The sequence below is a fragment of the Candidatus Thiodiazotropha sp. AKIB8 genome (assembly GCF_058244675.1).
Genome location: NZ_JBSYOO010000039.1, coordinates 352,085 through 376,345, shown reverse-complemented (window position 1 = coordinate 376,345; position 24,261 = coordinate 352,085). Strand labels below are relative to the sequence as shown.

Here is a 24,261-nt window from a genome sequence, read left to right as displayed (position 1 = left end):
CATAAAAGACTTAAAAAGCATCATAGTGAAAGTTATATTTTTAGAGTTATTAGATCACAGGTGGTGATATTGATAGGTAGATATGATTGATTGCCAAAGTACTATAAATATAGGTGCATAATATAAAAACAATTTGTTTGAAACTGTAAATATAGAATATGAGGCTATTGTAAAAAAATTGTTAGTGCAAAATTGTCGTACAAAGCACTTGAATAACTTCAGTAAGAAAAGTATTTATTTATGGAAAAATATATATGTAAAATAAAAAATAAGAATAACAAAAATTACATACACATCATTGATGTATATTATTCAGTAATCATCTGCAAAAATCAGGTAGAATTAAATCTACTTCAACATCAGTTTTAGGTCTCATAAGTGATGTTCATTATAAGGTTGTCAAATCATTTTGAGTTAATCTCCACAATGTATAATGTGTTTAATTAAAGTGACAATATTGATTGGCAGACTATTCAATCAGACCTGTAAGTACATTCTTTAAATGTAATAGTACAAATCCTAAGTCTGCTGCTTACCACGATTTATTGTGTTAAATGGCCCAATTCCCGCTATCTATAATTCCATCCAAGTATAATGCAACATTTAGGCCGTAGGAATTAAAATCATTAATATTAGTGACTTAAATATCTGCATGATTTTTGGAAAGCATTGGGTGTAAAAAACTTCGACACAGTTTTGTCATTCATTGGAACCTGCTTTGCAGACAGAGATTAGTTCGTCCCGGTCAGGTTTACTGTAGCCAGTAGTGGTTAAAATTGTAGATGAGATTCAATCATTGTCTAAACGCCCAGCTGAGATTAAACGGCTGTGCCAGTATGGATTGTCTAAACTGGATATAGAAACCTGCTTCTTTGAAGAAGAGGCGTGAATGAATTGTTTATCCCCAATATAGAGTGCAACATGTGAGAGTTTTTGAGAGTTGATTCTGAAAAAGAGAAGATCACCAGGGCGCACCCTATAGAGTGGTAGTCGTGCAGATAATCGGTATTGATCTTCAGCTGTTCGAGGTATGGAAATACCTGTTTTGTAAAATAGGTAGTATGTAAATCCACTGCAATCAAACCCTATAGGTGTTGTTCCGCCATAGAGGTATGGTGTTCCTATCAGCTCTTCTGCAATATTAATCCTTAAATCAGAACTATTTTGCCGTGTGGTAAGGTCATTAACTTGTCGCTTCTCACTTGCACCTCTAGGTACAGATGAGCAGCTGGTCAATAGATTGATTAAAACAAGAACAGAGATGACTGTTGCAAGTGTATGAATTAATCGATCCACTAAACTTGTCTTTTGTTCAGTGTATCTGGAAAATAATTTAATCATTACTCTACTGTCTGGATTATTTAGTTAATTTCATACATATATTAGATTATTTCATGCTTACTTGAAATTTAAGAGCTACTTGCTTTTGAATATTAGGATCTATGAATATAGTGTTTGTTGCTTAAGAGATACCGTAGTCGATATCTTCTTTGAGTATGATCGAATATCCATCTTCACCAGAAAAATCGCAAACATTATCAGATGGAGTTAGATAAGCTCAGAATCAGGAGGTGAAAACATGAAACAATCAACGACAGACAGTTACCGACAACGTGTCATCAGGGTAATCGAGTTTATTCACGATCATCTGGATGAAGACCTTACTGTTACTGTTCTGGCAGATGTTGCCTTCATGTCTCCCTACCATTTTCATCGAATATATCGAAAACTGGCCAGAGAAACACTGAACGCAACCATCAGGCGTCTTCGCCTCCAAAGAGCTGCGGTTGAGTTGATCACGTCAACCAAGCCGCTTGTACGCATAGCTACCCATGCATCCTATAGTAGTCCTGAGGCTTTTAGTCGGGCCTTTATGCTTCAGTTTGGTGAATCTCCAACAGAGTACCGAGGTGCCAGGCATGATAGGACGGGTAGGGTAGATGAACCTTTTGTAGCTATGTTGCCTATGGAAATAGAGGAGTATCATGATATGTATTCTGTTGAAATTCTAGATGTAGATTCAATTTCTCTCATTGGATACCCCCATCAAGGGGACTATATGGATATCGGTCGAACCTTTGAGAAGATATTTGTCTATGCTTCAAGCCACAATCTGCTGAGTGAAAAAACCCGTTCCATTGGTCTCTATTACGATGACCCTAAGACAGTGGAAAAGAAGAAGCTAAGATCGTTTGCCGCAATATCTGTTCCTGATGGAGTAGAAGTCCCCGTTAATGGTGAGACGCCTCATAACAATGAAATTCCAGGTGGTATATGTGCCAGTCTGTTATTTAAAGGCTCTTATGCTGAATTGGAAAAACCTTATGATTGGCTTTTTGGTCACTGGTTACCTCAAAGTGGTTATGAAGCTTCAGATTTTCCACCGTTTGAAGAGTATTTGAATGACCCTAAGAATACGCCGCCTAATGAGCTACTGACAAGAATCAACTGTTTTGTTTCCAAGAGATAGATTTACGAACTACATGCCCATCAGCATTGAAGTGTTCAACCTGATGGGCATTTTATATGCACCAAATCCTACTGAAATCCTCTATGGGGATATTGACAGTTCAAGTTATAAATTGCATTGAATATTACTGCTGCAAGTATTTAGCGCTTGTGGATATTCAATTACCTGAAAACATCCGGATTAGATGTTGTGGTAAAAGTAAATGAAGAATTATATACACAACCAATATTGATCGTAGTCACCGACCATGCATTTCCAGTGTAACGTTAATTGATACTCAATGCTGGATTTGATGCTCTTCTCAGTAAACCTGACTTAGCATTCCTCCAATATGGCTAGAATGTTACTTCGCACTCAATAGCTTCAGGAATCCTCTCCATCGGCACTGAATCCAGGATCTTTCCATTTTTAAGGTCAATCTTCTTTATAACCATCTCTTTACCTTTGTTGTTATTTTCGAATACGTAGAGATGATCTTTGCAAACGGAAGGCTTCTGCTCTCGCCAGTTAAGTGGTGTACACCACTCTTGTTCGATTGAGCAACAAGCGCCATTGGTAGGGTCTGCCTTTCTTAATGAATGTGGGTAACAAGCTATCAAGTCTTCTTTAGACGCGTAGACTACTTCTGAGTTTGCTGGAAAGCTAAACATCGCAGGTAGCCAGCGCTCATTAACCAGTTTAAAAACAGATCCTGCATAATCACTTAAGTACAAGTTCTCCTTGTAAATGAATAGTTCTTTTAAAATCTCTTCGAATGACCAATATTTTGGTGGTTGCAAGTAGCTCGATACTTTTGATAGCTTAGAGTGTTCATTACCTGACTTATCTACCTGGGAGCCAATCAGGAAAAGCGCATTATTGTAGCGCTTTGCGCTAGCAACAAAATGGGTATCTAGGCGAATCATCTGACCTTTGGAGTTTGTCACCTCTCCTATGCTATTCCAGGAAAAGTCAGCCTTTTCATCAGCAAAACAACTTACCAGATTAAGAGACAGGGCAATAAATAGAGATATTTGTTTGAGTGCATACATCCCAGCCTCCAACTAAGTCAGCTTAAGTTCTCATGAAATATTCGATTAGCGCCATGTGATCGCGTACAGCCGAGTGTAGGATGATCTCAGAATTGTTCTGAGGTTTGTCTGAATAATGAACGACTCCCTCCCACTAGAGGAAGAGCAGGGTATTGGGATTAGTTAAAAAACCTCAGCCCTCTCCAAGCTGGTGAGGGCTGAGGTGTATGGGGCCACTACAGAATTTGCTGATTGTTGTAACTTTGTGGTGTTGTTTTATAGATCCAACTCTGGAATCGGTTCAATCAAATAGGGCTTGGCATGCAAGTAGTGTGTGGTTTTACGTTTGTTATCGATATCCTGCTTGACGAAGCGGGCTTGATCTTCTGAGATATTGAGCATTTCAGCCAATTCCACATCGGTAGCACCTCGGTTATGTCCCCATAACGCTTTGTCCATCTCCTGGTAGGGCAGGGCGAAATAGAACTCATCCTGACCTTGGGGCAGACTGTAGGTGTCGGTGGTGGGAATAGCGTCACAGATGGATTCTGGTAGGCCCAGGTGTCTTGCCATGGCATAGACCTGGGTTTTATAGAGATGGGCAATTGGCTTTAAATCAGCGGAGCCATCACCATTCTTTACAAAGAAACCCTGATCATATTCAAGTCGGTTGGGAGTGCCGATTACTGCGTAGTTGAGACGGTCTGCATGGTAGTATTCGATAGTTTTACGGATACGCTGCTTATAGTTGGTGGCGGCAACGATCTGCAGGTACTCTCTGAGATCTAGACGTTTCTCATGCATCTCTCCCTGTGGGTTCTGAACCACCAGCATAAAGTGGTTGACCTGCCCATCCATGCCGCCTTTGATCGTGATCTTGTTTTTCCAGCCATCAGTATATTCCGGGAAGGTCTTTTTGATCGCTTCGTCCCGGGCGTCATAACAACCGATAGCTTCCAGGGTGGCAGCGATATTGTGCCGGGTACTCTCGACCCCAAGATGTTTGATCAGCTGACTGCTGCGGGATTGAGTATCTTCAGCGGAATCAACCTCCGGAATCTGGATAAAGAAGCATTTCCCCGGGCCAATCGCTCTGACGGCGAGTGCTGCAGAGACTGAACTGTCAATACCACCTGATACTGCAACAACCAGTCCGCGCTTTCTGAGTTTGCTGCGCAAGGCTTCCCGCATGGTCTCACAGATACGGTCAGCTTCTTGTTCGCGGTCGAAATTTAGGATTTCAGCTTCGTACCGTTCTGAAAAGGATTGCATTCTTTTTTCTCCCCTTGATACTGTTTGTTTTCCGTTCGATAGCCGACACATGGCTCCGTTAGAGCAGGTTTCGCCGTTTGTCGGTATCGATGATTTCAATATTCAGACCCCCTGCCACATAGGCGAAGGCGATCAACTCGTCGTCGAAGGCCTCTCCGGGCAGTGGGTCAGCTGTCATTCGTGCGCCACGCTCTAGCAGATCATCCATTGTCTGCTGGACATCATCTGCTTTGAAGCAGAGATGATGTAAGCCTTCGCCTCTCGATTTAAGGAAATTTGTCAGTGGTGACTGTGGACTGGCAGGTTGGATCAGCTTTATGTCAAGCGAACCAGGCTTGCTGAAAAACTGTACCAGAACATCTTGCTTGGTGTTTTTCACAACCTCTGTTTTTTCCTTGTACTGTAAGATGTCACACAGCCTGTCTTTGCTCGACTTGATAGATCTCACAGCAATGCAGACATGGTCGACATCCATACTAAGATCCTTTCTCTTGTAGTTGAAACTTTTGGATTTTGCCGGATGCTGTTTTGGGTAATTCAGCAATAAATTCAATACTCTTTGGAATCTTGTATATGGCAAGATTCTGTCGGCAATGACGCTGGATAACTTTTTTGTCAGTGTCATTAATGTCTTTCGGCACTACAAAGGCCTTGATGATTTCACCCAGCATCTCATCTGGTGCGCCTACAACAGCCACTTCCATGACACTATCGAGTTCCTGGATCACCTCTTCGATCTCCTTCGGACTGATACGGTTTGCACCGCTCTTGATCATGTCGGAGGAGCGGCCATCGATAAAGAGATAACCATCACTGTCAGTATGGGCCAGATCGCCAGTATAGAGCCATCTATCTTTTAATACCTGGGTGCTCTTTTCTGTATCTCTCCAGTAGCCTTGCATGATGTTGTCACCATGGGCGCAGATTTCACCGGTCTCACCGGGTTTGGTTACCTTACCCTGCTTGTCCCTAACCTCTATCGTGGTGTCTGGTATGGCAATACCGATAGAGCCTCGTTTTTCGCAGATTTTTTCTGGTGGTAGATAGGTTAAACGTGCACTGGCTTCTGTTTGGCCGTACATGATGAATATCTGGGTTTTGGGTAGTGCTGCCAATAGCTTATCAGTTAAGGCAGGTGCCATTGCACCGCCAGCCTGAGTCAGATAGCGCAGCTTACTGAGATCAAAGTCATCCAGGTTAACCCGCCCGAGCAGTAGAGCAAAAGTGGATGGCACACCGGAAAATCCAGTTACAGCTTCATTGGCGATTCGTTCTACGACCCGATGAGGGTAGACCAGGTTGTTTTCCAGAATCAGTGATCCACCTACAGATAAATGGGTGTGTAGTACAGAGTTGCCATATGAGTAGTAAAAAGGCAGCACATTGAGGATGCTGTCTCTATTTGTCAGCTGCAGATATTTCTGGATCGATTCAATATTCGCGCTGAGATTGCCATGACTGAGGGTAACCCCTTTGGGACTCCCTGTGGTGCCAGAGGTATAGATGATTGAAGCGAGATCGGATGGTTCGAGGTCGAGACTCGGCAGTGAAGCCTGCTGCTGTAACACTCTATTCCAGGGGGTAGGGTCATCGACACTCTCTTCCGATAGTGATTCGCCTACCCTGATCAGTTCTGTTCCCTGCTCAAGTTTGTCAGCAATTGCAGTAAACTCTGCATGCTTATTATCTACAAATAGCCATTTTGCCCCGGAATGGCTTACCCAATTGAGGACATCCTTCGCTTTTGCCTGGGTGTTGAGTGCGACAGTGACGCCACCAGCAGCCCATATGCCGTAAAAAATCGCAGCATAGTCTGCAGAGTTGGCGACTACCATCGCAACTCTGTCACCCTTTTTCAGGCCAGCCTCAACGAGATATCTCGCCACCTGTCCAGCCAGTTCGGAGAGCTGCTGATAGGTGCATTGCCGGGTTACATCGGCAATCGCGAGCTTATCGGGTTGAGCTGCGGCAATCGACCTGAAATGATCGATCAATGGCAACGCAGGTGCTGTCACATTATTGGCTCTTACGTCCGATGAAGGCGACGATATTGTTCACTGAGTCGAGGTTTTCGGGAACCATCTCTGTGTCCTCAACTTTAAGGTTGAATTCGTCTTCCAGAAAGTAGATAACCTCCAGAATGCCAGTGGAGTCCAGGATACCCTTGTCAAGGAAGGAATCCGTACTATCCAGGGCTGATTGGTCATCGGTGAACAAATAGTTTTCCAGGATATAGTTTCTGATCTGAGCTTCTGTTGACATGGGTATTCCTAAAGTTCTAACAATTCGAAGATATGCGCATGATACTGCATCGAACTGTGCAAAAAAAACGTTAATTCTTCACTATATGAGCTGTCTTATCGACATTAGTTATTATCCCGGTTGAGAATAAGAGCCAAAACAAGACAGTTTTTAGTCACCGGGGTAATAACATACAAAGCATATATCGGTTAAATATGGCTTTCCTGAAGTGTATTGGAGATTTCTAATGAGTCCATCTACTCTGAACTACTGCCTAAAAATTGGTCATCTACAAGCATCGTAGAGAGGATTCCGACAAAGGCCATATTGTCTCCAAAACCCAGTGCTTTGCCTTTGGCGCATTTTTTTAACAACATATTGGTTGCTTTGGGATTGAAATAACCCGCTTTTTTGATGCGTGCTTCGCTGAACAGCTCATCCACATAGTCGAGGGGTTTGCCCTGTTTGAAAAATGATTGGCTGTCCGGTGCCCTGTAGGGTTGCTTGCTGCGATTCCTGATACTCTCGGGAATCAGACCTTTCATGGTCTTTTTCAGCATATATTTCTCATTTAACCCCATGATCTTATAGCGACTGGGCAATTTTGCCGCAAACTCTATCACCCGGTGGTCGAGAAAGGGAAAGCGTCCCTCTATCGAGTTGGCCATCGCCACCCGGTCACCCTGGGAGCATAGAAGATAGCCTGAAAGCAGGGTGTGCGCCTCGATGTACTGATCCCGATTCAGGGGTTTCCACTGATTGATTTCAGTTGGAAGAATCCGTTCAATGCTGGAGAAATCAACAGGGGATGCTGAGGCACGCGCCTCATCAGAGAAGAACTGCATTATCCTCTGGGTGGTTGCCCAACGAGGAATATGGGCGAAATAGGGTTTACTCAGATGTTCCATACCCTGTTGAAAAAAACGTTGGGTAAAGGCGCCACTGGCTGTAGGCGAGTGCTTCAGATAGGGATAGAGTCTCTGTAATATCAACGGACGCCATTCAGAATCTGGGGCATGACTCCAGAAGCGTCTGACTTTTGCCTCTTTGAAGATGTCATATCCACCAAAAACCTCATCAGCGCCTTCACCGGTCAACACCACTTTGTATCCCGCCTCACGGACGGCACCTGACAACAGCATCAATGGGGTCGGGGCAGTGCGGACGATGGCAGACTCGGCATGCCGAATCACCCTTGGAAAAGCCTCCCCGATATCGGACTGTTTGCACAAAACATGGGTATGGTTTGTACCCAGATAGTCCACCAGATCTTTTTGAAAACCACTCTCATCGAACTCCTCATCCTCGAAGCCTATTGAAAAGGTTCTTAGCGGGGTATCAGTGAAGTTTTTGATCAATGAGGTCAACACAGATGAATCGAGTCCACCACTCAGATAGGCACCGACCGGGACGTCAGATCTGAGTTGTAGACGTACCGAGTCGATCATCAGAGATTTTAACTCTTCTGCCCAGTCCTCAGCAGATTTATGCTGGTCTATCTCGTCGTTGGGGAAGTTCCAGTCCCAGTATTGATCGATGTTTAGTTGTCCGCTTTCAACAACCATGCGATGGCCGGGTGGTAGAACTTGAATATCTTCAAAGAGGGAGTTTGGGGGCAGGGCACTCCAGAAAGTGAAGACCTCCTGTAAAGCGGTGAGGTTGATTCTTCGGGGGATCGCGGGATGGCTGAAGAGGGATTTCACCTCAGAGGCAAAATAGAGCCGGCCTCCAACCTGGGTATAGAAGAGAGGTCTGATGCCTGTCCGGTCACGGGCGATCACCAATCTGTCCCGATTGCTATCCCAGAGTGCAATAGCGAACTGACCGTTGAGATGATCGACAAAATCATCACCATGCTGTTCGTACAGGTGAACGATTACCTCGGTATCTGAATGGGTATAGAAGCGGTGTCCCTGTCGCTCCAGTTCATCACGTAGCTCCAGGTAGTTGAATATCTCGCCATTGAAGACAACCTGGATTGTTTTGTCTTCATTGTGTATCGGCTGATCACCACCTGCCAGATCGATGATACTAAGTCTGGCATGGGCCAGTCCGACGCGATTCTGGCTAAAATACCCATACCCATCTGGCCCTCGGTGATGAACCGCATGTATCATCTTCTCCAGTTCACCTCTGGAGGGTGAAGTACCGTCCTTGAGATTAAGAATACCTGCTATGCCACACATATTATTATCTTGCGTCCTTCAATTGGGGTGGAGAGGGCCGGGGTTAGCCGAAGACTTTAACATGCCCGACATGTATTTGCCGATAGTCATAGAGATGGAATCATTGAATAGTATTTACGCAGATATATTGCCACTACAATCGATGGAACTGTTTATATAAGTCGCACAGGCAAACTTCTTACCGGTTCACCGTGAGCTGCGAGGAGGGCATTGGCCAGAGCCGGGGCCAGGGGGGGGACACCAGGTTCACCCGCGCCACCAGGATCATGATGGTTTTTTGCCACGATGACTTCAATCGGTGGCGTCTCTTTGAATGACAGTATCGGGAAGTCGTGGAAATTACTCTGTTCCACTTTACCGTTTTTTAACGTGATTCTGGATTTAAGCGCTGCGGTCAGAGCAAAGATGATGGAACCCTCCATCTGAGCTTTTATGGTATCGGGATTGATCGTTATACCGCAGTCGATGACACAGGTGACCTTACCCAGTCTAAAAGCTTGATTGTCATCTTTGATCAGTTCAACGACTTCGGCTACATGGCTGCCAAAGCTTGAATGAACCGCGCAACCCAATACCCGCTGTTCACTCTGTTGATTCCAGGAGGCTGCTTCTGCTGCGATCTGCAGAATAGTTTTTAACCGGGGTTCACTCAGTAGTTGGAGACGAAGTTGCAAAGGATCATGTCCTCCCGCAACAGCCAGTTCATCAAAAAAATGCTCTATCGCGAATGCATTGTAGTGGTGTGAGACCGATCGCCAGGGACCTATAGGTACCGGTGAATTAAGGCGCTGCATCTCCACCAGGATATGAGGGATCGAGTAAGGCAGTGTTTGGGCGCCATACTCATCGACCTGCAAGCCGGTGATCTGGTGGTGCCAGACCTGGGGAATGCCCTGTTTGTCCAGTACACCCCTGAGATGATGTTGAGTGATTGGATGGTAGTAGTCGTGCTGTAGATCTTCGCTTCTCGGCCAGACCAGCTGTAGAGGCTGATCTATGCGATGAGCAATCTTCACCGCCTGGCTAACATAGTCCTGTATGTTTCTGCGGCCAAACCCGCCACCCAATAGGGGGGTTATCACTTCGATGCGTTGCTCAAGAGCTTCGATCTTATCTTGAGTTGGCTCGGCAATGAGCGATTTCAAGGCAGCCAGTGCACTGGCTTTGGCATTGGTGGGAGATTGAGTGGGTGCCCAGATTCTTATCCGCTGTTGCTGAATCTGCACTGTGCAGTTCATCGGTTCAGGAGTCATATGGGCCTGAAAGGGCAGATCATATTGCGTTTCTATGGGATTAGAGTGGTCTTCAAGCTGGGAGAGTGGCTCACCTTTTTCCAATATCAGGGACTTTGTCTCCAGGGAGGCGTGCTGTGTCAAAGTCTGAATAATATCTTCACTATTCAGTTTGGCTGACTCTCCCTCACTCCATTCAATCTTCAGGGCTTTTCTGGCCTGGAAGGCCTGCCAGGTATCCTTGGCGACAACCACAACCCCTTCATCCAGGGTAAAGCAGTCTATGATGCCAGGCCGTTTTTTAATGTCAGAGGCGTTGACTTGCTTCACTCGCCCCCCAAAAACAGGGGACTGGACAATGGTCGCGTAGCACATGCCTGGCAGTTTGGTGTCGATGCCGTAACGGGCGCTGCCGTCGAGCTTTTCAGCCAGATCAAGTCGCGGTAGTGAGCTACCGATAAGTTTGTATGTGTCAGGTTTCTTTAACGCAATCGAAGAGGGAATCGGTAATTTTGCTGCACGGGTTACCAGATCGGCATAACTCACGGATTGGGAAGAGGCAGCATGAACTATTCGTGATCGATCAGCCTGGCACCCATCAATTGCTACATTAAAATAGTCTGCCCCCGCATTCAGTAGCATCTGTCTGGCAATGGCGCCTGCATTGCGCAGTATTTTCCAGTTTCTTCTCACACTACGACTACCGCCTGTTCCCTGAAAACCATACGCCGGATCCAGGGAGGCGTGCTCAACACGAACTTTCTGCCAGTCTGCCTCCAACTCCTCTGCCACCATCATCGCAAGTGCTGTGTAGGTGCCCTGACCCATCTCCGATTCGGCGATGAATATGGTGACAATGTCATCGGTATCGATTCGCAACCAGGCATTTGGTGAGAATGGTGGAGAGGCCTTTTCACTCGATTCGATGCTTTCTGTCCAGCTGATACCCAGTACCAGAGCAGAGCCAGCTGATGCTGCGCTCATCTTCAGAAATTGTCTTCTGTCAGGATCGAAACAATTCATGAGGATACTTCCTTTTCTCTCATCATTCCGGCCGCCTGATGTATGGCCTGACGGATGCGTGGATAGGTACCGCATCGGCAGAGAACCTTGGACATGGCCTTATCGATCTCATCATCGGTGGGATTGCTGTTATTTTTCAGCAGCGCATAGGCCATAATGATCTGGCCGGATTGACAATAACCGCACTGAGGAACCTGTATCTCATACCACGCCTTGAGGATGGGATGGTTTTTCTCTTTAGCCAAGCCTTCGATGGTTACGACTTTTTTACCTACAACTTCATAGGCTGTGATCTGGCAGGCCTGCATTGGCTGATCATCAACCAGGACCATGCAGGATCCGCAAAGCCCTATACCACAACTGTATTTGCTGCCGGTAAGATCGAGATGGTCACGCAGTACCCAGAGCAGGGGTGTATCGCTGTCGATCTCGAGCTGGGCTATTGAACCGTTGATTAACAGTTTTAGTGTCATTTAAACAACATCTCCCTGAAAGCAAAATACTTACTAACCGCCGGATCAATAGTTACCGGACAGGTAAATCACTCAGTATTCAGTACGTTTATCGCTGACATTCCAAGCCTCAAAGAGCAATCGACTCTCATCGCGCAGAACCTGCCGGCTGGGCATTTCCCGATCCTGCATCGGCTTACATATCTGCAATGCTATTGCGTTGTCATCGAAACCACTGGCCGCAGCATCTGCAGAATTGGCGGCATAGACCAATCGCTCGATATGGGCCCAATAGGCAGCACTAAGGCACATCGGGCAGGGTTCACAGGTGGTGTAGAGAACAGCCCCCGACAAGTGGAAGTTGTCCAGATGTTTACAGGAAGCCCGAATTGCCTGCATCTCTGCATGAGCAGTGGCATCATTGAGATGTACAACCTGATTCCAACCCCTGCCGACAATTTCACCCTGCATCACCACCACAGCACCGAAGGGGCCGCCATGACCCAGCTCCAGTCCATGCTTTGCCTGCTCAATTGCCTGACTCATGAACAGTTCGTCCTGATCCACTGCTTACTCCCAGCGAAAGCTTTTAGAACCTATTGTGACAAAGCATAGAGTAAAAGTGGTAAGAGATAATAGAGACGTCAGCACATCCTTGAAGCTGGCTCCCTCAATCATCACGGCACGGGCAGCATCCACCATATGGGTCAGTGGTAGTGCCAAAGCAAGGTTTTGCACCAAAGGATGAGATCCCTCCAGTGAAAACCAGACACCTGAGAGGAGCATCATTGGCCAACTGATCAAGTTCAATAAGCCATTTGCTGCCTCTTCACTGGTGATTCGTGCCGCAACCAATAGACCTACACTGATCAAGCTCAAGGCACCTAGAATTAGAATCAGGAACAGCAGCCAGTAAGAACCAACCATGCGAAAATCGACTACCAGATCCGTGCCAAGATAGACCAGGATGGTCACTGAAAGGATCATCAATAGGCGTGAGGCGATCTGGGCCGAGAGGAACTCAAAAGCACTCAGAGGGGTTGCTCTGAGACGCTTTAATACACCATTCTTGCGATATCGGACAATTACATAACCGACGCCGAAGAGGGCGCTGAACATAATGTTCATACCAAGCACACCGGGTATTACCCAATCAACATAGCGAATTTCTGAGCCACTCACGGTGACCCTCTCAAACTGATAGGGTTGTAGCAGCTGCTCCAGCAGATAACCTTTAGGTGAGGTGCTGTTGACCCAATAACGCTGGGTTGTCAGGTCAAGCAAGAGGTCGATCTGGTGCCTGTCGACCTTATCAACAGTCTCTTCCAGTTCAATCACCGGAATAAACTCCACATAGCGGGTCTGCAGAAAGGTCTGTACCGGTTGTTGCTGCTCTGCCTCTCCATAGAGTCCGACCTTATAGAGTTCCTCCTGACCGGTAGAGAAGGCGAAGGCAAAACCCATAACGATCAGAACAGGCATGATCAGGTTCCACCCCAGCGCAGTACGATCACGCAGGAACTCAAGGTTTCGTGCTTGGAAGGCTGCGAGAAAACGGCGTATTGACATGATGCTGGTTCAGGTTGTGGGGTAGAGTCGATCCTACACTAGTGTGAAACACCAGACTAGGAGCGAAGATGGTGACCAGTCAATTCCAAAAACAGATCTTCCAGAGTAGGCGAGCGGACCTGAAGTTGTTTCAGGGAGACTTGTTGGGAGGTCAGATGACGGATCGTGGTATCCACGTCCTTAGAGAGTATCTCGATAATCTCACCTTGGGTATGCATTGAAGCGCCATCATCCGGGCAGAAGCCCTCAGGTATCGCTGTGTGAGGCAGGCTGATAACCGAGTTGTCGAAATGGTCTGCCAATAAGGTGTGTGGGTTGCCTTGAGCAATGATCACGCCGTGGTCCATGATAATGATCTCATCACAGAGCTCAAAGGCCTCCTCCATGTAATGAGTGGTCAGAACCAAGGTCTTGTTTTCTGCCTTTATGCGACGTACCTGGTTCCATAAATTGCGCCGGGATTGGGGGTCTAGACCGGTTGTGGGTTCATCGAGAAAAACCACATCAGGATTGTTGATAAGTGCAATTGCGAGCAATAAGCGCTGTTTTTGACCGCCGGAGAGTTTACGGGTGTCCCTGGTTAGAAACTCTTCCAGTGCGCAGGCCTCGACCAGGTCATCTATGGTTCTGGGGTTGGAGTAAAAGCGCTGAAACATTTTCAGTGCTTCATCAACCTGGATAAACTCCTGCAGGGCTGTGTGCTGGAACATGATTCCAGCTTCATTGCGGAAACGTTGTCCCAGGGGTTCGCCCTTGTAGAGTATGCTGCCGGATGAGGGGGTAATGATACCTTCCAACATCTCCACCGTGGTGGTTTTACCTGCGCCATTCGGGCCTAGAAGGCCAAAGCATACCCCTCGGGGAATATTGAAGTTCACGCCATTGACAGCTTTGACGCCAGGGTAGTGTTTACAGAGGTCACGTGCCTCTATCATGATAGAAACATGACTTCAATTTCCTGGATATCCTCAGCTACGCCTTCGATTTCGATGAAATTGACTTCCGGTTCCATGCCGAGCTTGCTGAATGCAGGTACATTTGACACTTCGACAGAATCGTCAGGATTTAAATTGGCCTGTAAACGGGCGACCAGGACAATATCTGAGTAGTCACCATCCCCTGAACTCTCATACTCTAGATTGAGAAAATTGGCCGGTACCTTGATCAGGGATTCAGGGAAATCCCACATCTCAAGAATTCTCTGCCCAATTTGTGGGCTTAGCTCATTAATTACCCGATCTAACTCCGCTTCGTCTTGAATCAGTTCATCACGGGTTTCAGCCATCGCCAGAATTGGCAGAGCACCAATGTTGTGTATCAATCCGGCCAGCATCGCCTGCTCTCTGTCCAGGTGATCCAGGTTGTAAGAGAGGACTCTGCTGATGGCTGCAATCTGCACACTCTCTTCCCATATCTTGTGGAACTTGGCATCAAGCAGGTCATTGGTGGCTTGAAAAATCTGCTGCATGATCAGGCTTACCACCAGACTGCGAACCAGACGCACCCCAAGACGGGCGACAGCCATTTGCAGGTTATCGATTGCTACCCGACCCCGGTAGAGGGGGCTGTTGGCGACTTGTAACAGGCGTGCAGAGAGGGCTGCATCTGATGCAATGATTTCTGCTATCTCATTGGCATTGCTCATCTCTTTTTCGACGGCATCCCTGACCTTGAGTGCTACTTCGGGCAGCGTCGGCAGAGTGAGTTTGTTGCTGTCTATGGCATTGTTCAGGTCGTCTAAAAACTGTTTTTCATCAATCATTTTTTATCTTTTGTCCTAGGGCCTATTCGATTAGTGTTAACAGGCCCTAGACTGCAGGCGCTATTTGATTATCGGTCAGGCTGCTGATTTCTTGATGTGATACTGATCCCTATAATTCAAAGACTATTCCGAAAAAGGGTAAGGTAGATTGAGTATTTCAAGGGCTGGACCCTGCTCACCAAGCAGTACCTGACCCTCTTCGGCACTGGCAATTTCGATAACTGCCAGGAGGTCATAGCCATCTCCGTTTGCCTGCGCTTCGACAACTTTACCAGTACCCTGTCCTGAAGTGCTCTGTTTTGCGTAGAGTTCATCGCCAGGTTGAGGCTCAGTCGATGTATCGACATGGGCCAGATACATCCTTCGCTTCAATTTACCCAGGTACTGCATACGTGCCACTACTTCCTGACCTGTATAGCAGCCCTTGGTAAAGCTGACGCCATCAATGAGTTGCATATTCGTCATTTGCGGTACAAATGCTTCTTTTGTCTCTTGATAGATGGTGGGTATCCCAGCACGTATCTCCTGAAGCGCCCAAAAATCTCTATTCCCGGTTTGTGCCTGACCTTCTGCAGTTTGCCAGATTTCCTGTAGTAGATTGGCTGGGCCGATCACCTCAAATCTGGGTTTACTGCCTGGCAGGTGGATCAGAGTTAATTCACCCTGTTGTATAACGTCGTCTGGTTGTTCTGGAACGTCGTCGAAGAAGGGTTGCAGCAGGGCATCGGAGCAGTCACCGGTAAGTCCGATTCTTATCAATTCGTCGCTGACATCACTGAGTGTGACTTTTGCCCTTAACACATACATCCCCAGGCGTTGCATTACCGATGGAACATTCTCAAGCGGGGTTTGTAGAAAATAGTCATCAGCGCGGCGAAAACAGCGAAAATTAGCCAACATGCGCCCTTTTGCATTACACCAACCGGCCAGATTGCTGTGCTGGTTGGTGACTTTACGCACATCATTGGTTAACTGCCCTTGCAGATAGGTCTCCGCATCTTCACCAGAAATCCGTATCAGTCCCAGATGGGAGAGGTCATTTAAGGCGCAGTTTGGCGCTACGCTGTTTTGGGCGGTATTGGTGCGGGTATCTAGAAATTCTGTCCATTCTTTATTCATATCAGGAACAGCTCCTGGGTTTGAGGAACAACAGTGCGTATCATACCCGATCCAACCGGGGACGAAACTCCCCTCGTTTAATCAGGTTTTTATGATGGGTTCAGATTAATAGATGAGTAATTTGACTGCAGGCGCTCTGGTGCTCTACAAGATTCGCCCGGCAAGGGTGGTGGAAGTATCCGACAAGATTCTCATTGAGTTGGAGGGGGGTAAGAATAAGCGGGTTCGGGATAAAGATGTTGTGTTGCTGCATCCTGGGCCAGTTTCAGAATTAAATAATTTACAAACCCCTGAAGGCGAAGGCGAAGTTGAAGAGAACTGGGAGCTGCTGGAAGGTGCAGAGACCGATCTCAAAGAGCTGAGCGAACTGGTATTTGGCGACTACACCCCTGCCATGGCCTGGGCTACCTGGCTTCTGGTTGCAGATGGTATCTATTTTGAAGGAGAGCCACACTCAATTCGACCCAGATCTGCTGATGCGGTGAAGGTAGAGATCGAATCACGCAATAAAAAAGCTGCTGAGGCAGAGGCCTGGAACGCTTTCATGGAGCGCCTGCATCAAGGCAAGATCATTGAAGAAGATCGTAAAACCCTGGGAGAGGTCGAGGCCCTGGCCCTGCAAAAGCGGGAAAACAGCCGCATATTGCAAGCCTTGAAGCTGGCAGAAAATCCTGTCAGTGCCCATCGATTACTGGTGAAGACCGGATATTGGTCATTAAATGAGAACCCCTATCCCCGTCGTATGGGCATAGATGAGTCTATTCCCGCGCATCCGGTGCCAGAATTGGCAGAAGAGAAACGATTGGATCTGACACATCTACCTGCTTTTGCCATTGATGATGAGGATAATCAGGATCCGGATGATGCCATCAGTCTTGATGGTCAGCGCATCTGGGTGCATGTCGCGGATGTGGCTGCTCTGGTGAAGCCAGGCAGTGATATGGATCTCGACGCCAGAAGTCGAGGGGCAAATCTCTATCTGCCTGACCGGATCGTGCCGATGTTGCCACCACAGGTGACTGAACAACTGGGGCTGGGTCTGCAACAACGTTCACCTGCACTCTCCATCGCCTTTCAACTATCGGAGCAGGGTGAGGTGGAACAACTCGAAGTTCATCCCAGCTGGTTGAAAGTGGAGCGTATAAGTTACGCAAAAGCTGATCAGCGTTTAGATGAAGAGCCCTTCAAGACTCTGTTGGAAAAATGCCATGTTTTCAGAGCACGTCGAAAGGCGGCAGGGGCCGCCTCCATTCAACTGCCTGAAGTGAAGATTAAAGTGCAAGAGGGTGAAGTGGAGATTGTTCCGCTGGAAAAACTGGAAAGCCGGGAAATGGTCACAGATTTGATGTTGATGGCCGGGGAGGGGATTGCTACTTATTGCCAGGAGAGAGAGATCCCTATTCCATACGCTACCCAGGCCCCCCCGGAGCAGCCCGATCAACCTCAGGATTTGGCCGGAATGTATGCCTACCGGCGTATGTTCAAACCAACCCAGATTAAAACCCTGGCTGAACCCCACTCCGGATTAGGGCTTCCAGCATACTCTCGATCAACCAGTCCATTGAGACGCTATTCTGACCTACTTACCCATCAGCAGCTAAGGGCTCATCTTAGTGGTGAGCCACTGCTTGACCTGCAAGCCATTTCTGAGCGCATAGCTCAAGCAGAAATGGGTAGCATGTCGAATAGAAAGACAGAACGGGTGTCGAATAACCACTGGCGGATAGTCTATTTGCGGGATCACCCTGATTGGCAGGGAGAGGGCATTGTGGTTGCACGAGAGGGAGAGCGGGCAACAGTCCTGATTCCAGCTATTGGTCTGGAGGCCAAGGTGCGCATCAAAGGAGACGCCGGGTTGAATGAGCCTGTTCAGCTTAAGCTTAGGGAGGTGGATTTACCTGATCTTAGCTGCTATTTCAGGATTCTCTGAATAGTCAACGTATTAGGGCCGATTCGATTAGTGTTAACAGGCCCTGGGTGCGGGTGGCACACCCAGTCTAATCTCCAGTGACTGCGCCGGATTGTATCTACTCAGCCACTCCAAGTGTATTGGTGATCCGGAGAAGGGTGGCGGTAGATGAAGTATCAAAGAGATAACTGAGTCTGAGGTGCTTTTATCATGAGATGGTTATTAATTGCTTTATGCCTGTCGGGTTGTAGTACCGCCTATCAAACGGTTGCAGATTTTGATAATCCCTACTACCGGATACCTGTCGGTTCGACCATTGTTTTAAAACAAGCTTTGTTGGTTGCTCCCAATCGGACCCGACTGTTTCTGCAGCAGGGAGAACCCATGCTGCTGGAAGATTTTGATCGTTATAAGCCAAATTGTAATTTTGAAGTAAAATCCCTGCTCAATGAGCCACAAACCATTCATCCGGAAACATTCACTGTCACTAAAGTAGAAGAGCTGATGGTTGAGGTTGTTCAAAAACAGCGTCAATATGGATTTGTAACTGTTGCTCTGGATGATTCCGGAACCCCAATGGTTTCGCGTGGATACCATTTCTGGCTGGAATCATCACAACATCCAGAAGTTATGCGGCTCACCTGTCGCAGTGCATTTGACGACATGTGGGCAGCACAGCCGCCGACTATTTCCGAGATTCGTCAAGCCCTGGATGAGATCGCTGAACTCAGGTTGGTTTTATGATTCGCTGTTCAAATTAAACATAATGCCACTACTAACAAGATGTAAACCTCAAATCAAAATGTGCTATATCTAGCTATAGGGTGGAAGAGTTGAATTTGAAAGGGCTAAGGGGCTGTTCTTATCAGGTCGATTTAGATCTTACCACTACTAAGTTTTAAGGTTTCTGTGGGTGATCACCTTCGTCGGAAGGATAATGTCGACCGATAAAAGAAAAAAAAGCAAGATCTTGGGAAGGCATTAATAGCTGAAGAGCAGACTCGGATACTCTATCAGCAGGCACCAATATCCAATATCACCGTCTATTCAGTCTCAATACTCTTTTACTTCATATTGAAGCCCCATATTGAATCATCGATTGTTGATATATGGGTTGCGGCGCTGTTTGTTACGGCCTCCTTTCGCCTCGCGCTTTGGTTTATACGAAAGCGAAACCCGCAAAAATTTACAATTGAGCAGTGGCAGAGGAGCTATCTGATCGGGTGTCTGTTAGTTGGTGTGGCATGGAGCCTGATCGTCCCCTATATAGCGGTCGCGGAAAGCCTCACTGTTGCAATTAGCTTATGCATGCTGCTGTTCGGCATTGTTGCCTCGGCAGTTGTTGTCCTGTCGGTATACGTGCAGGCTTTTATCGCCTATGTCTATCCACAGTTGCTGACCCTTATTGTCACCCTGTTTGCCTACGGGAGCCAGGGATACAATGCATTGGCTTTTGCGACCTTGGTATATTTGGTCATGACCACACTGTTCACCCGCAATGTGAACCGCAATCTGTTGGAGAATATCAGGCTTCAGGTGCAGAACAGTCAGTTGATCGAGGGCCTGGGGGATGAGGTTAAAAGTCGAGAAAAAGTCATTAAAGTGCGCACATTGGAGTTAGAGGAAAAGAACAGCAGCCTCAGAAAGGAGATAGTTGAGCGGAAGTCTGCTGAGTCGGCTCTACGCAAGAGCGAGGAGCGCTTCGAGTTGGCGATGCGTGGTTCAAATGATGGCGTTTATGACTGGAACCTCCTTACTAATGAAATCTATTTCTCTCCACGCTGGAAGCGCATGCTCGGTTACGCTGACTTTGAACTGGAGAATGCTTTTTCCACTTGGGAAAAGTTGATTGAAGAGAAAGATCGTCTGCGCTCCTGGGAGATGCTGAATGATTACATCAACGGTAAACGCGATAACTTTCATATCGAGTTCAAGATGCGTCACAAGGATGGTCATTGGGTGGATATCCTCTCCCGCGCCTTTTTAGTCCGTGATGCAGATGGAAATGCGATCCGAACAGTCGGGACACACGTTGATATCACTGAAAAGAAACGCCAGGAAGCTCGTATTCTCAGGCAGGCTCACTACGATGGCCTAACCGGTCTACCGAATCGCTTTCTAGCGATGGATCGTCTCGCTCAGTTGCTCAAAGAGGCATCTAGAGATAACTGCAAGGTTGCGATTCTGTTCCTTGATCTCGATGGCTTTAAGCGGGTTAACGATAGCCTTGGACACGAAACCGGCGACCGCCTGCTGATTCAGGCTGCTGGGCGTTTACAGTCGGCTGTTCGTGATGGTGACAGTATTTGCCGCCTTGGTGGCGATGAATTCGTTGTGCTTTTGCGTAACTTATCTGAACTGAGTGATCTCCGCACAATTGCAAGTAGCCTGATTTCTCAGTTTCGACAACCGTTTAAATTAGATGATCGAGAATTGGTGGTTACCACCAGCATCGGTATTGCTCTCTATCCCAATGATGGCCTGACCCCAACTGAACTACTACGCAACGCCGATACTGCCATGTATCACTCAAAAGAACAGGGTAGAAATGTTTTCAACTTTTTTACTACTGAGATGAATCTGAATATATCCCGTAGTTTAGAGGTCGAGGAGCAGTTGCATGGCGCCCAGGAGCGTCACGAGTTTTCAGTGTTTTACCAACCTGTCATCGATTTAAAGAACAATAGGATTGTCGCTGCTGAAGCTCTGTTACGCTGGAATAACCCAGTGCTGGGAAAGGTGTCACCAGATGAGTTTATTCCGATTGCAGAACAGACCGGGGTGATTTTGGGTATTGGACGATATGTATTGCAACAGGCTGTCGCTAACGCTGTAGACTGGCGTGAAATGCTCGGCCACGATTTCAAAATCGCTATCAATCTCTCTCCCCGGCAGTTCCGTGATGCTATGTTGGTAGATTATGTGAAAGATCTTCTGCGAGAGCGTGGTTTGAAAGCTGATAGCCTGGTATTGGAGATCACGGAAGGCGTTCTGATGAGTGGTCAGCGGGATATCGACGAGGCAGTTGCACGCTTGCATAAAGCAAACATACATTTAGCAATGGACGACTTCGGAACTGGTTACTCATCGCTGAGTTATTTACGTAAGTACCCATTTGATGTGTTAAAAGTGGATCGGAGTTTCGTTAATGATTTAACTGACGACCCGGCCGATTGTGAACTTGTGAATGCATCTATAATGATGGCCCACGGAATGGGTTTGGAAGTAGTGGCTGAAGGTGTGGAAACCGAGGGGCAGCTAAGCCTGCTGCGCGATATGCAGTGCGAGTATGCTCAGGGATATCTGTTCAGCAAGCCTATCAATGAGGATGAGTTCACAAATTTACTTCGAGATAGCTCTGTAATTGGATCAATTAGCTGATAGAACTCATCGAATAACTAACTTAAAGCAGAACACTACTATTTGGTAAACCTGCTTCTATTCAAGGCAATGGTCTTGTTCATTAAACTGGGCATTTAGGCTATCTACTACCTCTCCCGGACAAGTAACTAACGCACTGTAGGGTGCGGCCCTGCCGCACCATTCTGAGTTCAATGCCAGATGTCTGTGTGTCATGATGCAACAAAAATTTTCATCTAATAGGTCTTATTTGCAACGCTATATTGTATACTGGTCTCTTGGGTGAAACAGTGTAAAGAGTCAACACTTGGTTAACATGACTGAGATGTGTAAAAAAAGTAATCTTGGAGAGTTGTGGTGAGCGAAATCTATTCTGAAAATCCTGTCATGTTTAAGAATAATCCAATAGGTTTTATAGTTTCAATTCTGTTAATACCGGCATTTGGTATTGGTTTGATTATATTGCTTGTATGGCATCTTCAAAATAAATCATCCAAGCTAACGATAAATGAATCTGAGATTCTTTATGAAAAAGGCCTGCTCAGCAAAGAGCGCTCAGAAATTAATATCAGCAGTGTAAGAACAACGAAAGTTAAACAATCCTTTTTCAACCGAATCTTTGGTGTTGGGTCTGTTGAAATATATACGGCTGGTGACAATCCGGAAATTGTTGTAACCGGTCTGCCTGATCCAAATAGAATACGTGAGCTGATCAAGCCCCGTCAGGATGAAGAGTAGTCGATATGGTCGGGGAAACTGATAGTAAGGATAAGAACGAATCCCGTAAAATTGCTATTGCACTGGTTTCTCTGATTGTGATCTTAGCTGTAGCTCTCTTACTGCTTATGCCAGCATTGTCGGAAATCGCAGCAGTGCATTTGACACCTGGATTGGGTATCAAAGATTCTGCAGTGATCTCATTTTTTATTACAGTAATATTGCTGATTCTATTTGCCGTTTTCTCTGGAGATGGTTTGCTGGGTGAGATTCAATTCGTACTGAGTGGATTTTTTGCTTTCTTCGTGATTATCTGGTTAATGGTCGCGTGGATATTTTAAAGAGAAAATTTTAATGAGTAATATGCCGTTTTGTCCAAAATGCAATTCAGAGTATACCTATCAGGATGGTGATATGTATATTTGCCCAGAATGCGCTCATGAGTGGGCAACCACTGGTGATGAAGATGATGTTGAGACTGAAGATGTAATAAAAGATGCCAATGGTACAGTGCTAAATGATGGTGACTCAGTGGTGGTCATAAAAGACCTCAAGGTGAAGGGTTCATCTTCTGTCGTGAAAGTTGGGACTAAAGTCAAGAATATAAGATTGACCGGCGGGGATCACAATATCGATTGCAAAATAAGCGGTATTGGTGGGATGCAGCTAAAATCTGAGTTTGTTAAAAAGGCTTAACAGGCCCTGGTGGGCCGGTATAGCCAGTTTTTTTAAAGATGCTGCAATCAGAAATCTCTGGTTTAGAAAAAACGGGTAATGGTGACTTCTGCATAGTCGTCCCGATGCATTACAAACAGCGGATCTTGTTGGTGAATGTCCGACCATAATCGTATTTGTGCACTGGTTTTCCAGTGACTGCCAATGCGCCGGCTTGCTTCCAGGTTGAACATCCAACCCGCTTCATCGAGGTCTTTTATTACACCTGCAAGCAATTCACTTCCATCTACGTCATTTGCCGTCAGCCGAAATCCGAGAAAAAGGTCATTCTCAAATGGTGTCGTAGCATCATCTCCACGATCGTCATACATGTATTCTCCGAGCAGACCAATATCAATGTCACTCTCGGCAATGCCTACAAAGGTGTATTCGAACCCACCTGTTGCAGCATTGTAACTGCCACTGTCGATGGAGCGATGGATTGTTTCCAGTTTCCAGAGCCAATCCCCCTTGGTCGCCTGTAAGTCCAGACTGGTTTGTCGCATCAGTTCGTAGTAGGGGAGAAGGGTGATATCTCCCTGGGGAGTGATCCTGGGAGTTAGTTGTGGATCCCTGCTGGTGCCGTTGAAGTGAGAGAGGCCAATATCCCAATCGCCAATATAATGGGACCAGCGCAGTGCATAATCCAGATGCTGCTGCTCATGCTCGGATTCATATTGCGCATGATCCTGATCAACATAGGGGTGGGTGCGTAAGCGACCTTTTTCACCCGGAAAGGTACGTTCACGAAAACCGAACAGGGCATAAAGATCAAGAATACCCCAGTCCCGTTCAAGCGAAGCTTTAATTAATGGTTGTCCCAGTTTTTGTTCGCCATCAGGGTTTTCAACGAGGTCAGTCTGATTGATTACATCCACCAGGTGGAGCCCTTCTGTAACGCCCCAAAAGACTCTGCCTACGCCCGCTTGAACTTCCCAGCGCTTTCCTGCGTAAGTCCAGATCAGTTCCCGTAGATCCCCATGTGTACGTTCATTGTCCTCACTGTCCCAACGAATAAAAGGTACAAACAACAGGTTCTGGTTGCCACTATCCCAGCGTTGATAATATTCAGGTTGAAATGCCAGCGAAATAATTTGATCGGATTGTTCTGCATCTGTGGCCTGTTGAGGAAAGTATCGCCCCTGTAATTCAAGGAATCCACTCCACTCTCCGGCATGCAACAGACTGGGTATCAGACAGATGATCCATCGCCAATATCTCACGT

The 24,261-nt window shown here is 46.6% G+C and carries 22 protein-coding genes; 7 read left to right on the top strand and 15 right to left on the bottom strand.

Going from position 1 to position 24,261, the window contains the following annotated elements; translation table 11 throughout:
* Positions 1-789: 789 nt before the first annotated feature.
* A complete protein-coding gene (locus AC4IFB_RS13600; protein WP_490780444.1) occupies positions 790-1,341 on the bottom strand; it encodes a C40 family peptidase in 552 nt (183 codons plus the stop codon).
* Positions 1,342-1,579: 238 nt separating this feature from the next.
* On the opposite strand from AC4IFB_RS13600, the gene AC4IFB_RS13595 reads away from it, so the two are divergent.
* Positions 1,580-2,470, top strand: coding sequence for an AraC family transcriptional regulator (locus tag AC4IFB_RS13595; protein ID WP_490780443.1), 891 nt, complete (start codon positions 1,580-1,582; stop codon positions 2,468-2,470).
* A gap of 335 nt (positions 2,471-2,805) precedes the next feature.
* Here AC4IFB_RS13595 and AC4IFB_RS13590 read toward each other — a convergent pair whose 3' ends face one another.
* The 13 genes from AC4IFB_RS13590 to ygfZ form a co-directional block, all read right to left on the bottom strand.
* Entirely contained in the window at positions 2,806-3,501 is a 696-nt protein-coding gene (locus tag AC4IFB_RS13590) for a hypothetical protein (protein WP_490780442.1), read from the bottom strand.
* Between the two features lie 255 nt (positions 3,502-3,756).
* Complete coding sequence (gene nadE, locus AC4IFB_RS13585; RefSeq protein ID WP_490780441.1) at positions 3,757-4,752, bottom strand: NAD(+) synthase; 996 nt, start codon at positions 4,750-4,752, stop codon at positions 3,757-3,759.
* 58 nt (positions 4,753-4,810) lie between these two features.
* Entirely contained in the window at positions 4,811-5,227 is a 417-nt protein-coding gene (locus tag AC4IFB_RS13580; protein ID WP_490778530.1) for a VOC family protein, read from the bottom strand.
* Position 5,228: 1 nt separating this feature from the next.
* Positions 5,229-6,767 carry a class I adenylate-forming enzyme family protein gene (locus tag AC4IFB_RS13575; RefSeq protein WP_490780440.1) on the bottom strand — a complete coding sequence of 513 codons (1,539 nt, stop codon included), beginning with the start codon at positions 6,765-6,767 and terminating at the stop codon, positions 5,229-5,231.
* Position 6,768: 1 nt separating this feature from the next.
* Positions 6,769-7,014 (bottom strand): acyl carrier protein, encoded by a 246-nt coding sequence (locus AC4IFB_RS13570; RefSeq protein WP_490778532.1) that lies wholly within the window; start codon positions 7,012-7,014, stop codon positions 6,769-6,771.
* 236 nt (positions 7,015-7,250) lie between these two features.
* Positions 7,251-9,179: an asparagine synthase (glutamine-hydrolyzing) gene (asnB, locus tag AC4IFB_RS13565; protein ID WP_490780439.1), complete on the bottom strand. Its 1,929-nt coding sequence runs from the start codon at positions 9,177-9,179 to the stop codon at positions 7,251-7,253.
* Between the two features lie 152 nt (positions 9,180-9,331).
* A complete protein-coding gene (locus AC4IFB_RS13560; RefSeq protein WP_490780438.1) occupies positions 9,332-11,434 on the bottom strand; it encodes a xanthine dehydrogenase family protein molybdopterin-binding subunit in 2,103 nt (700 codons plus the stop codon).
* Positions 11,431-11,907 carry a (2Fe-2S)-binding protein gene (locus tag AC4IFB_RS13555; protein ID WP_490780437.1) on the bottom strand — a complete coding sequence of 159 codons (477 nt, stop codon included), beginning with the start codon at positions 11,905-11,907 and terminating at the stop codon, positions 11,431-11,433. The genes AC4IFB_RS13560 and AC4IFB_RS13555 overlap by 4 nt, the downstream gene beginning before the upstream one ends.
* Before the next feature lie 72 nt (positions 11,908-11,979).
* On the bottom strand, positions 11,980-12,453 hold the full coding sequence (locus tag AC4IFB_RS13550; protein WP_490778536.1) for a nucleoside deaminase: 474 nt from the start codon (positions 12,451-12,453) through the stop codon (positions 11,980-11,982).
* Between the two features lie 3 nt (positions 12,454-12,456).
* Positions 12,457-13,455, bottom strand: coding sequence for an ABC transporter permease (locus AC4IFB_RS13545; RefSeq protein ID WP_490780436.1), 999 nt, complete (start codon positions 13,453-13,455; stop codon positions 12,457-12,459).
* Between the two features lie 56 nt (positions 13,456-13,511).
* Positions 13,512-14,390: an ABC transporter ATP-binding protein gene (locus AC4IFB_RS13540; RefSeq protein ID WP_490778538.1), complete on the bottom strand. Its 879-nt coding sequence runs from the start codon at positions 14,388-14,390 to the stop codon at positions 13,512-13,514.
* Positions 14,387-15,217, bottom strand: a complete 831-nt coding sequence (locus AC4IFB_RS13535; RefSeq protein WP_490780435.1) for an HDOD domain-containing protein — start codon at positions 15,215-15,217, stop codon at positions 14,387-14,389. The genes AC4IFB_RS13540 and AC4IFB_RS13535 overlap by 4 nt, the downstream gene beginning before the upstream one ends.
* 123 nt (positions 15,218-15,340) lie before the next feature.
* Positions 15,341-16,336 carry a CAF17-like 4Fe-4S cluster assembly/insertion protein YgfZ gene (gene ygfZ / locus AC4IFB_RS13530; RefSeq protein ID WP_490780434.1) on the bottom strand — a complete coding sequence of 332 codons (996 nt, stop codon included), beginning with the start codon at positions 16,334-16,336 and terminating at the stop codon, positions 15,341-15,343.
* 112 nt (positions 16,337-16,448) lie between these two features.
* Here ygfZ and AC4IFB_RS13525 point away from each other — a divergent pair, with 112 nt between their 5' ends.
* From AC4IFB_RS13525 to AC4IFB_RS13500, 6 genes are all read left to right on the top strand, one after another.
* Positions 16,449-18,266 (top strand): RNB domain-containing ribonuclease, encoded by a 1,818-nt coding sequence (locus tag AC4IFB_RS13525; RefSeq protein ID WP_490780433.1) that lies wholly within the window; start codon positions 16,449-16,451, stop codon positions 18,264-18,266.
* A gap of 189 nt (positions 18,267-18,455) precedes the next feature.
* Complete coding sequence (locus tag AC4IFB_RS13520) at positions 18,456-18,989, top strand: hypothetical protein (protein WP_490778542.1); 534 nt, start codon at positions 18,456-18,458, stop codon at positions 18,987-18,989.
* Between the two features lie 330 nt (positions 18,990-19,319).
* Complete coding sequence (locus AC4IFB_RS13515; RefSeq protein WP_490780432.1) at positions 19,320-21,626, top strand: putative bifunctional diguanylate cyclase/phosphodiesterase; 2,307 nt, start codon at positions 19,320-19,322, stop codon at positions 21,624-21,626.
* 336 nt (positions 21,627-21,962) lie between these two features.
* Positions 21,963-22,343 (top strand): PH domain-containing protein, encoded by a 381-nt coding sequence (locus AC4IFB_RS13510; RefSeq protein WP_490778544.1) that lies wholly within the window; start codon positions 21,963-21,965, stop codon positions 22,341-22,343.
* 5 nt (positions 22,344-22,348) lie between these two features.
* Positions 22,349-22,663 carry a hypothetical protein gene (locus tag AC4IFB_RS13505; protein ID WP_490780431.1) on the top strand — a complete coding sequence of 105 codons (315 nt, stop codon included), beginning with the start codon at positions 22,349-22,351 and terminating at the stop codon, positions 22,661-22,663.
* 13 nt (positions 22,664-22,676) lie between these two features.
* Positions 22,677-23,018, top strand: a complete 342-nt coding sequence (locus AC4IFB_RS13500) for a zinc ribbon domain-containing protein YjdM (RefSeq protein ID WP_490778546.1) — start codon at positions 22,677-22,679, stop codon at positions 23,016-23,018.
* 62 nt (positions 23,019-23,080) lie between these two features.
* Here AC4IFB_RS13500 and AC4IFB_RS13495 read toward each other — a convergent pair whose 3' ends face one another.
* Positions 23,081-24,259 carry a hypothetical protein gene (locus AC4IFB_RS13495; RefSeq protein WP_490780430.1) on the bottom strand — a complete coding sequence of 393 codons (1,179 nt, stop codon included), beginning with the start codon at positions 24,257-24,259 and terminating at the stop codon, positions 23,081-23,083.
* Between the last annotated feature and the right edge of the window lie 2 nt (positions 24,260-24,261).

Excerpts from the sequence above, each read along its gene's own strand:
- AC4IFB_RS13600 (WP_490780444.1), bottom strand. The coding sequence starts at position 1,341 with ATGATTAAATTATTTTCCAGATACACTGAACAAAAGACAAGTTTAGTG.
- AC4IFB_RS13595 (WP_490780443.1), top strand. The coding sequence starts at position 1,580 with ATGAAACAATCAACGACAGACAGTTACCGACAACGTGTCATCAGGGTA.
- AC4IFB_RS13590 (WP_490780442.1), bottom strand. The coding sequence starts at position 3,501 with ATGTATGCACTCAAACAAATATCTCTATTTATTGCCCTGTCTCTTAAT.
- nadE (WP_490780441.1), bottom strand. The coding sequence starts at position 4,752 with ATGCAATCCTTTTCAGAACGGTACGAAGCTGAAATCCTAAATTTCGAC.
- AC4IFB_RS13580 (WP_490778530.1), bottom strand. The coding sequence starts at position 5,227 with ATGGATGTCGACCATGTCTGCATTGCTGTGAGATCTATCAAGTCGAGC.
- AC4IFB_RS13570 (WP_490778532.1), bottom strand. The coding sequence starts at position 7,014 with ATGTCAACAGAAGCTCAGATCAGAAACTATATCCTGGAAAACTATTTG.
- asnB (WP_490780439.1), bottom strand. The coding sequence starts at position 9,179 with ATGTGTGGCATAGCAGGTATTCTTAATCTCAAGGACGGTACTTCACCC.
- AC4IFB_RS13560 (WP_490780438.1), bottom strand. The coding sequence starts at position 11,434 with ATGAATTGTTTCGATCCTGACAGAAGACAATTTCTGAAGATGAGCGCA.
- AC4IFB_RS13555 (WP_490780437.1), bottom strand. The coding sequence starts at position 11,907 with ATGACACTAAAACTGTTAATCAACGGTTCAATAGCCCAGCTCGAGATC.
- AC4IFB_RS13545 (WP_490780436.1), bottom strand. The coding sequence starts at position 13,455 with ATGTCAATACGCCGTTTTCTCGCAGCCTTCCAAGCACGAAACCTTGAG.
- AC4IFB_RS13540 (WP_490778538.1), bottom strand. The coding sequence starts at position 14,390 with ATGATAGAGGCACGTGACCTCTGTAAACACTACCCTGGCGTCAAAGCT.
- AC4IFB_RS13535 (WP_490780435.1), bottom strand. The coding sequence starts at position 15,217 with ATGATTGATGAAAAACAGTTTTTAGACGACCTGAACAATGCCATAGAC.
- ygfZ (WP_490780434.1), bottom strand. The coding sequence starts at position 16,336 with ATGAATAAAGAATGGACAGAATTTCTAGATACCCGCACCAATACCGCC.
- AC4IFB_RS13525 (WP_490780433.1), top strand. The coding sequence starts at position 16,449 with ATGAGTAATTTGACTGCAGGCGCTCTGGTGCTCTACAAGATTCGCCCG.
- AC4IFB_RS13520 (WP_490778542.1), top strand. The coding sequence starts at position 18,456 with ATGAGATGGTTATTAATTGCTTTATGCCTGTCGGGTTGTAGTACCGCC.
- AC4IFB_RS13505 (WP_490780431.1), top strand. The coding sequence starts at position 22,349 with ATGGTCGGGGAAACTGATAGTAAGGATAAGAACGAATCCCGTAAAATT.
- AC4IFB_RS13500 (WP_490778546.1), top strand. The coding sequence starts at position 22,677 with ATGAGTAATATGCCGTTTTGTCCAAAATGCAATTCAGAGTATACCTAT.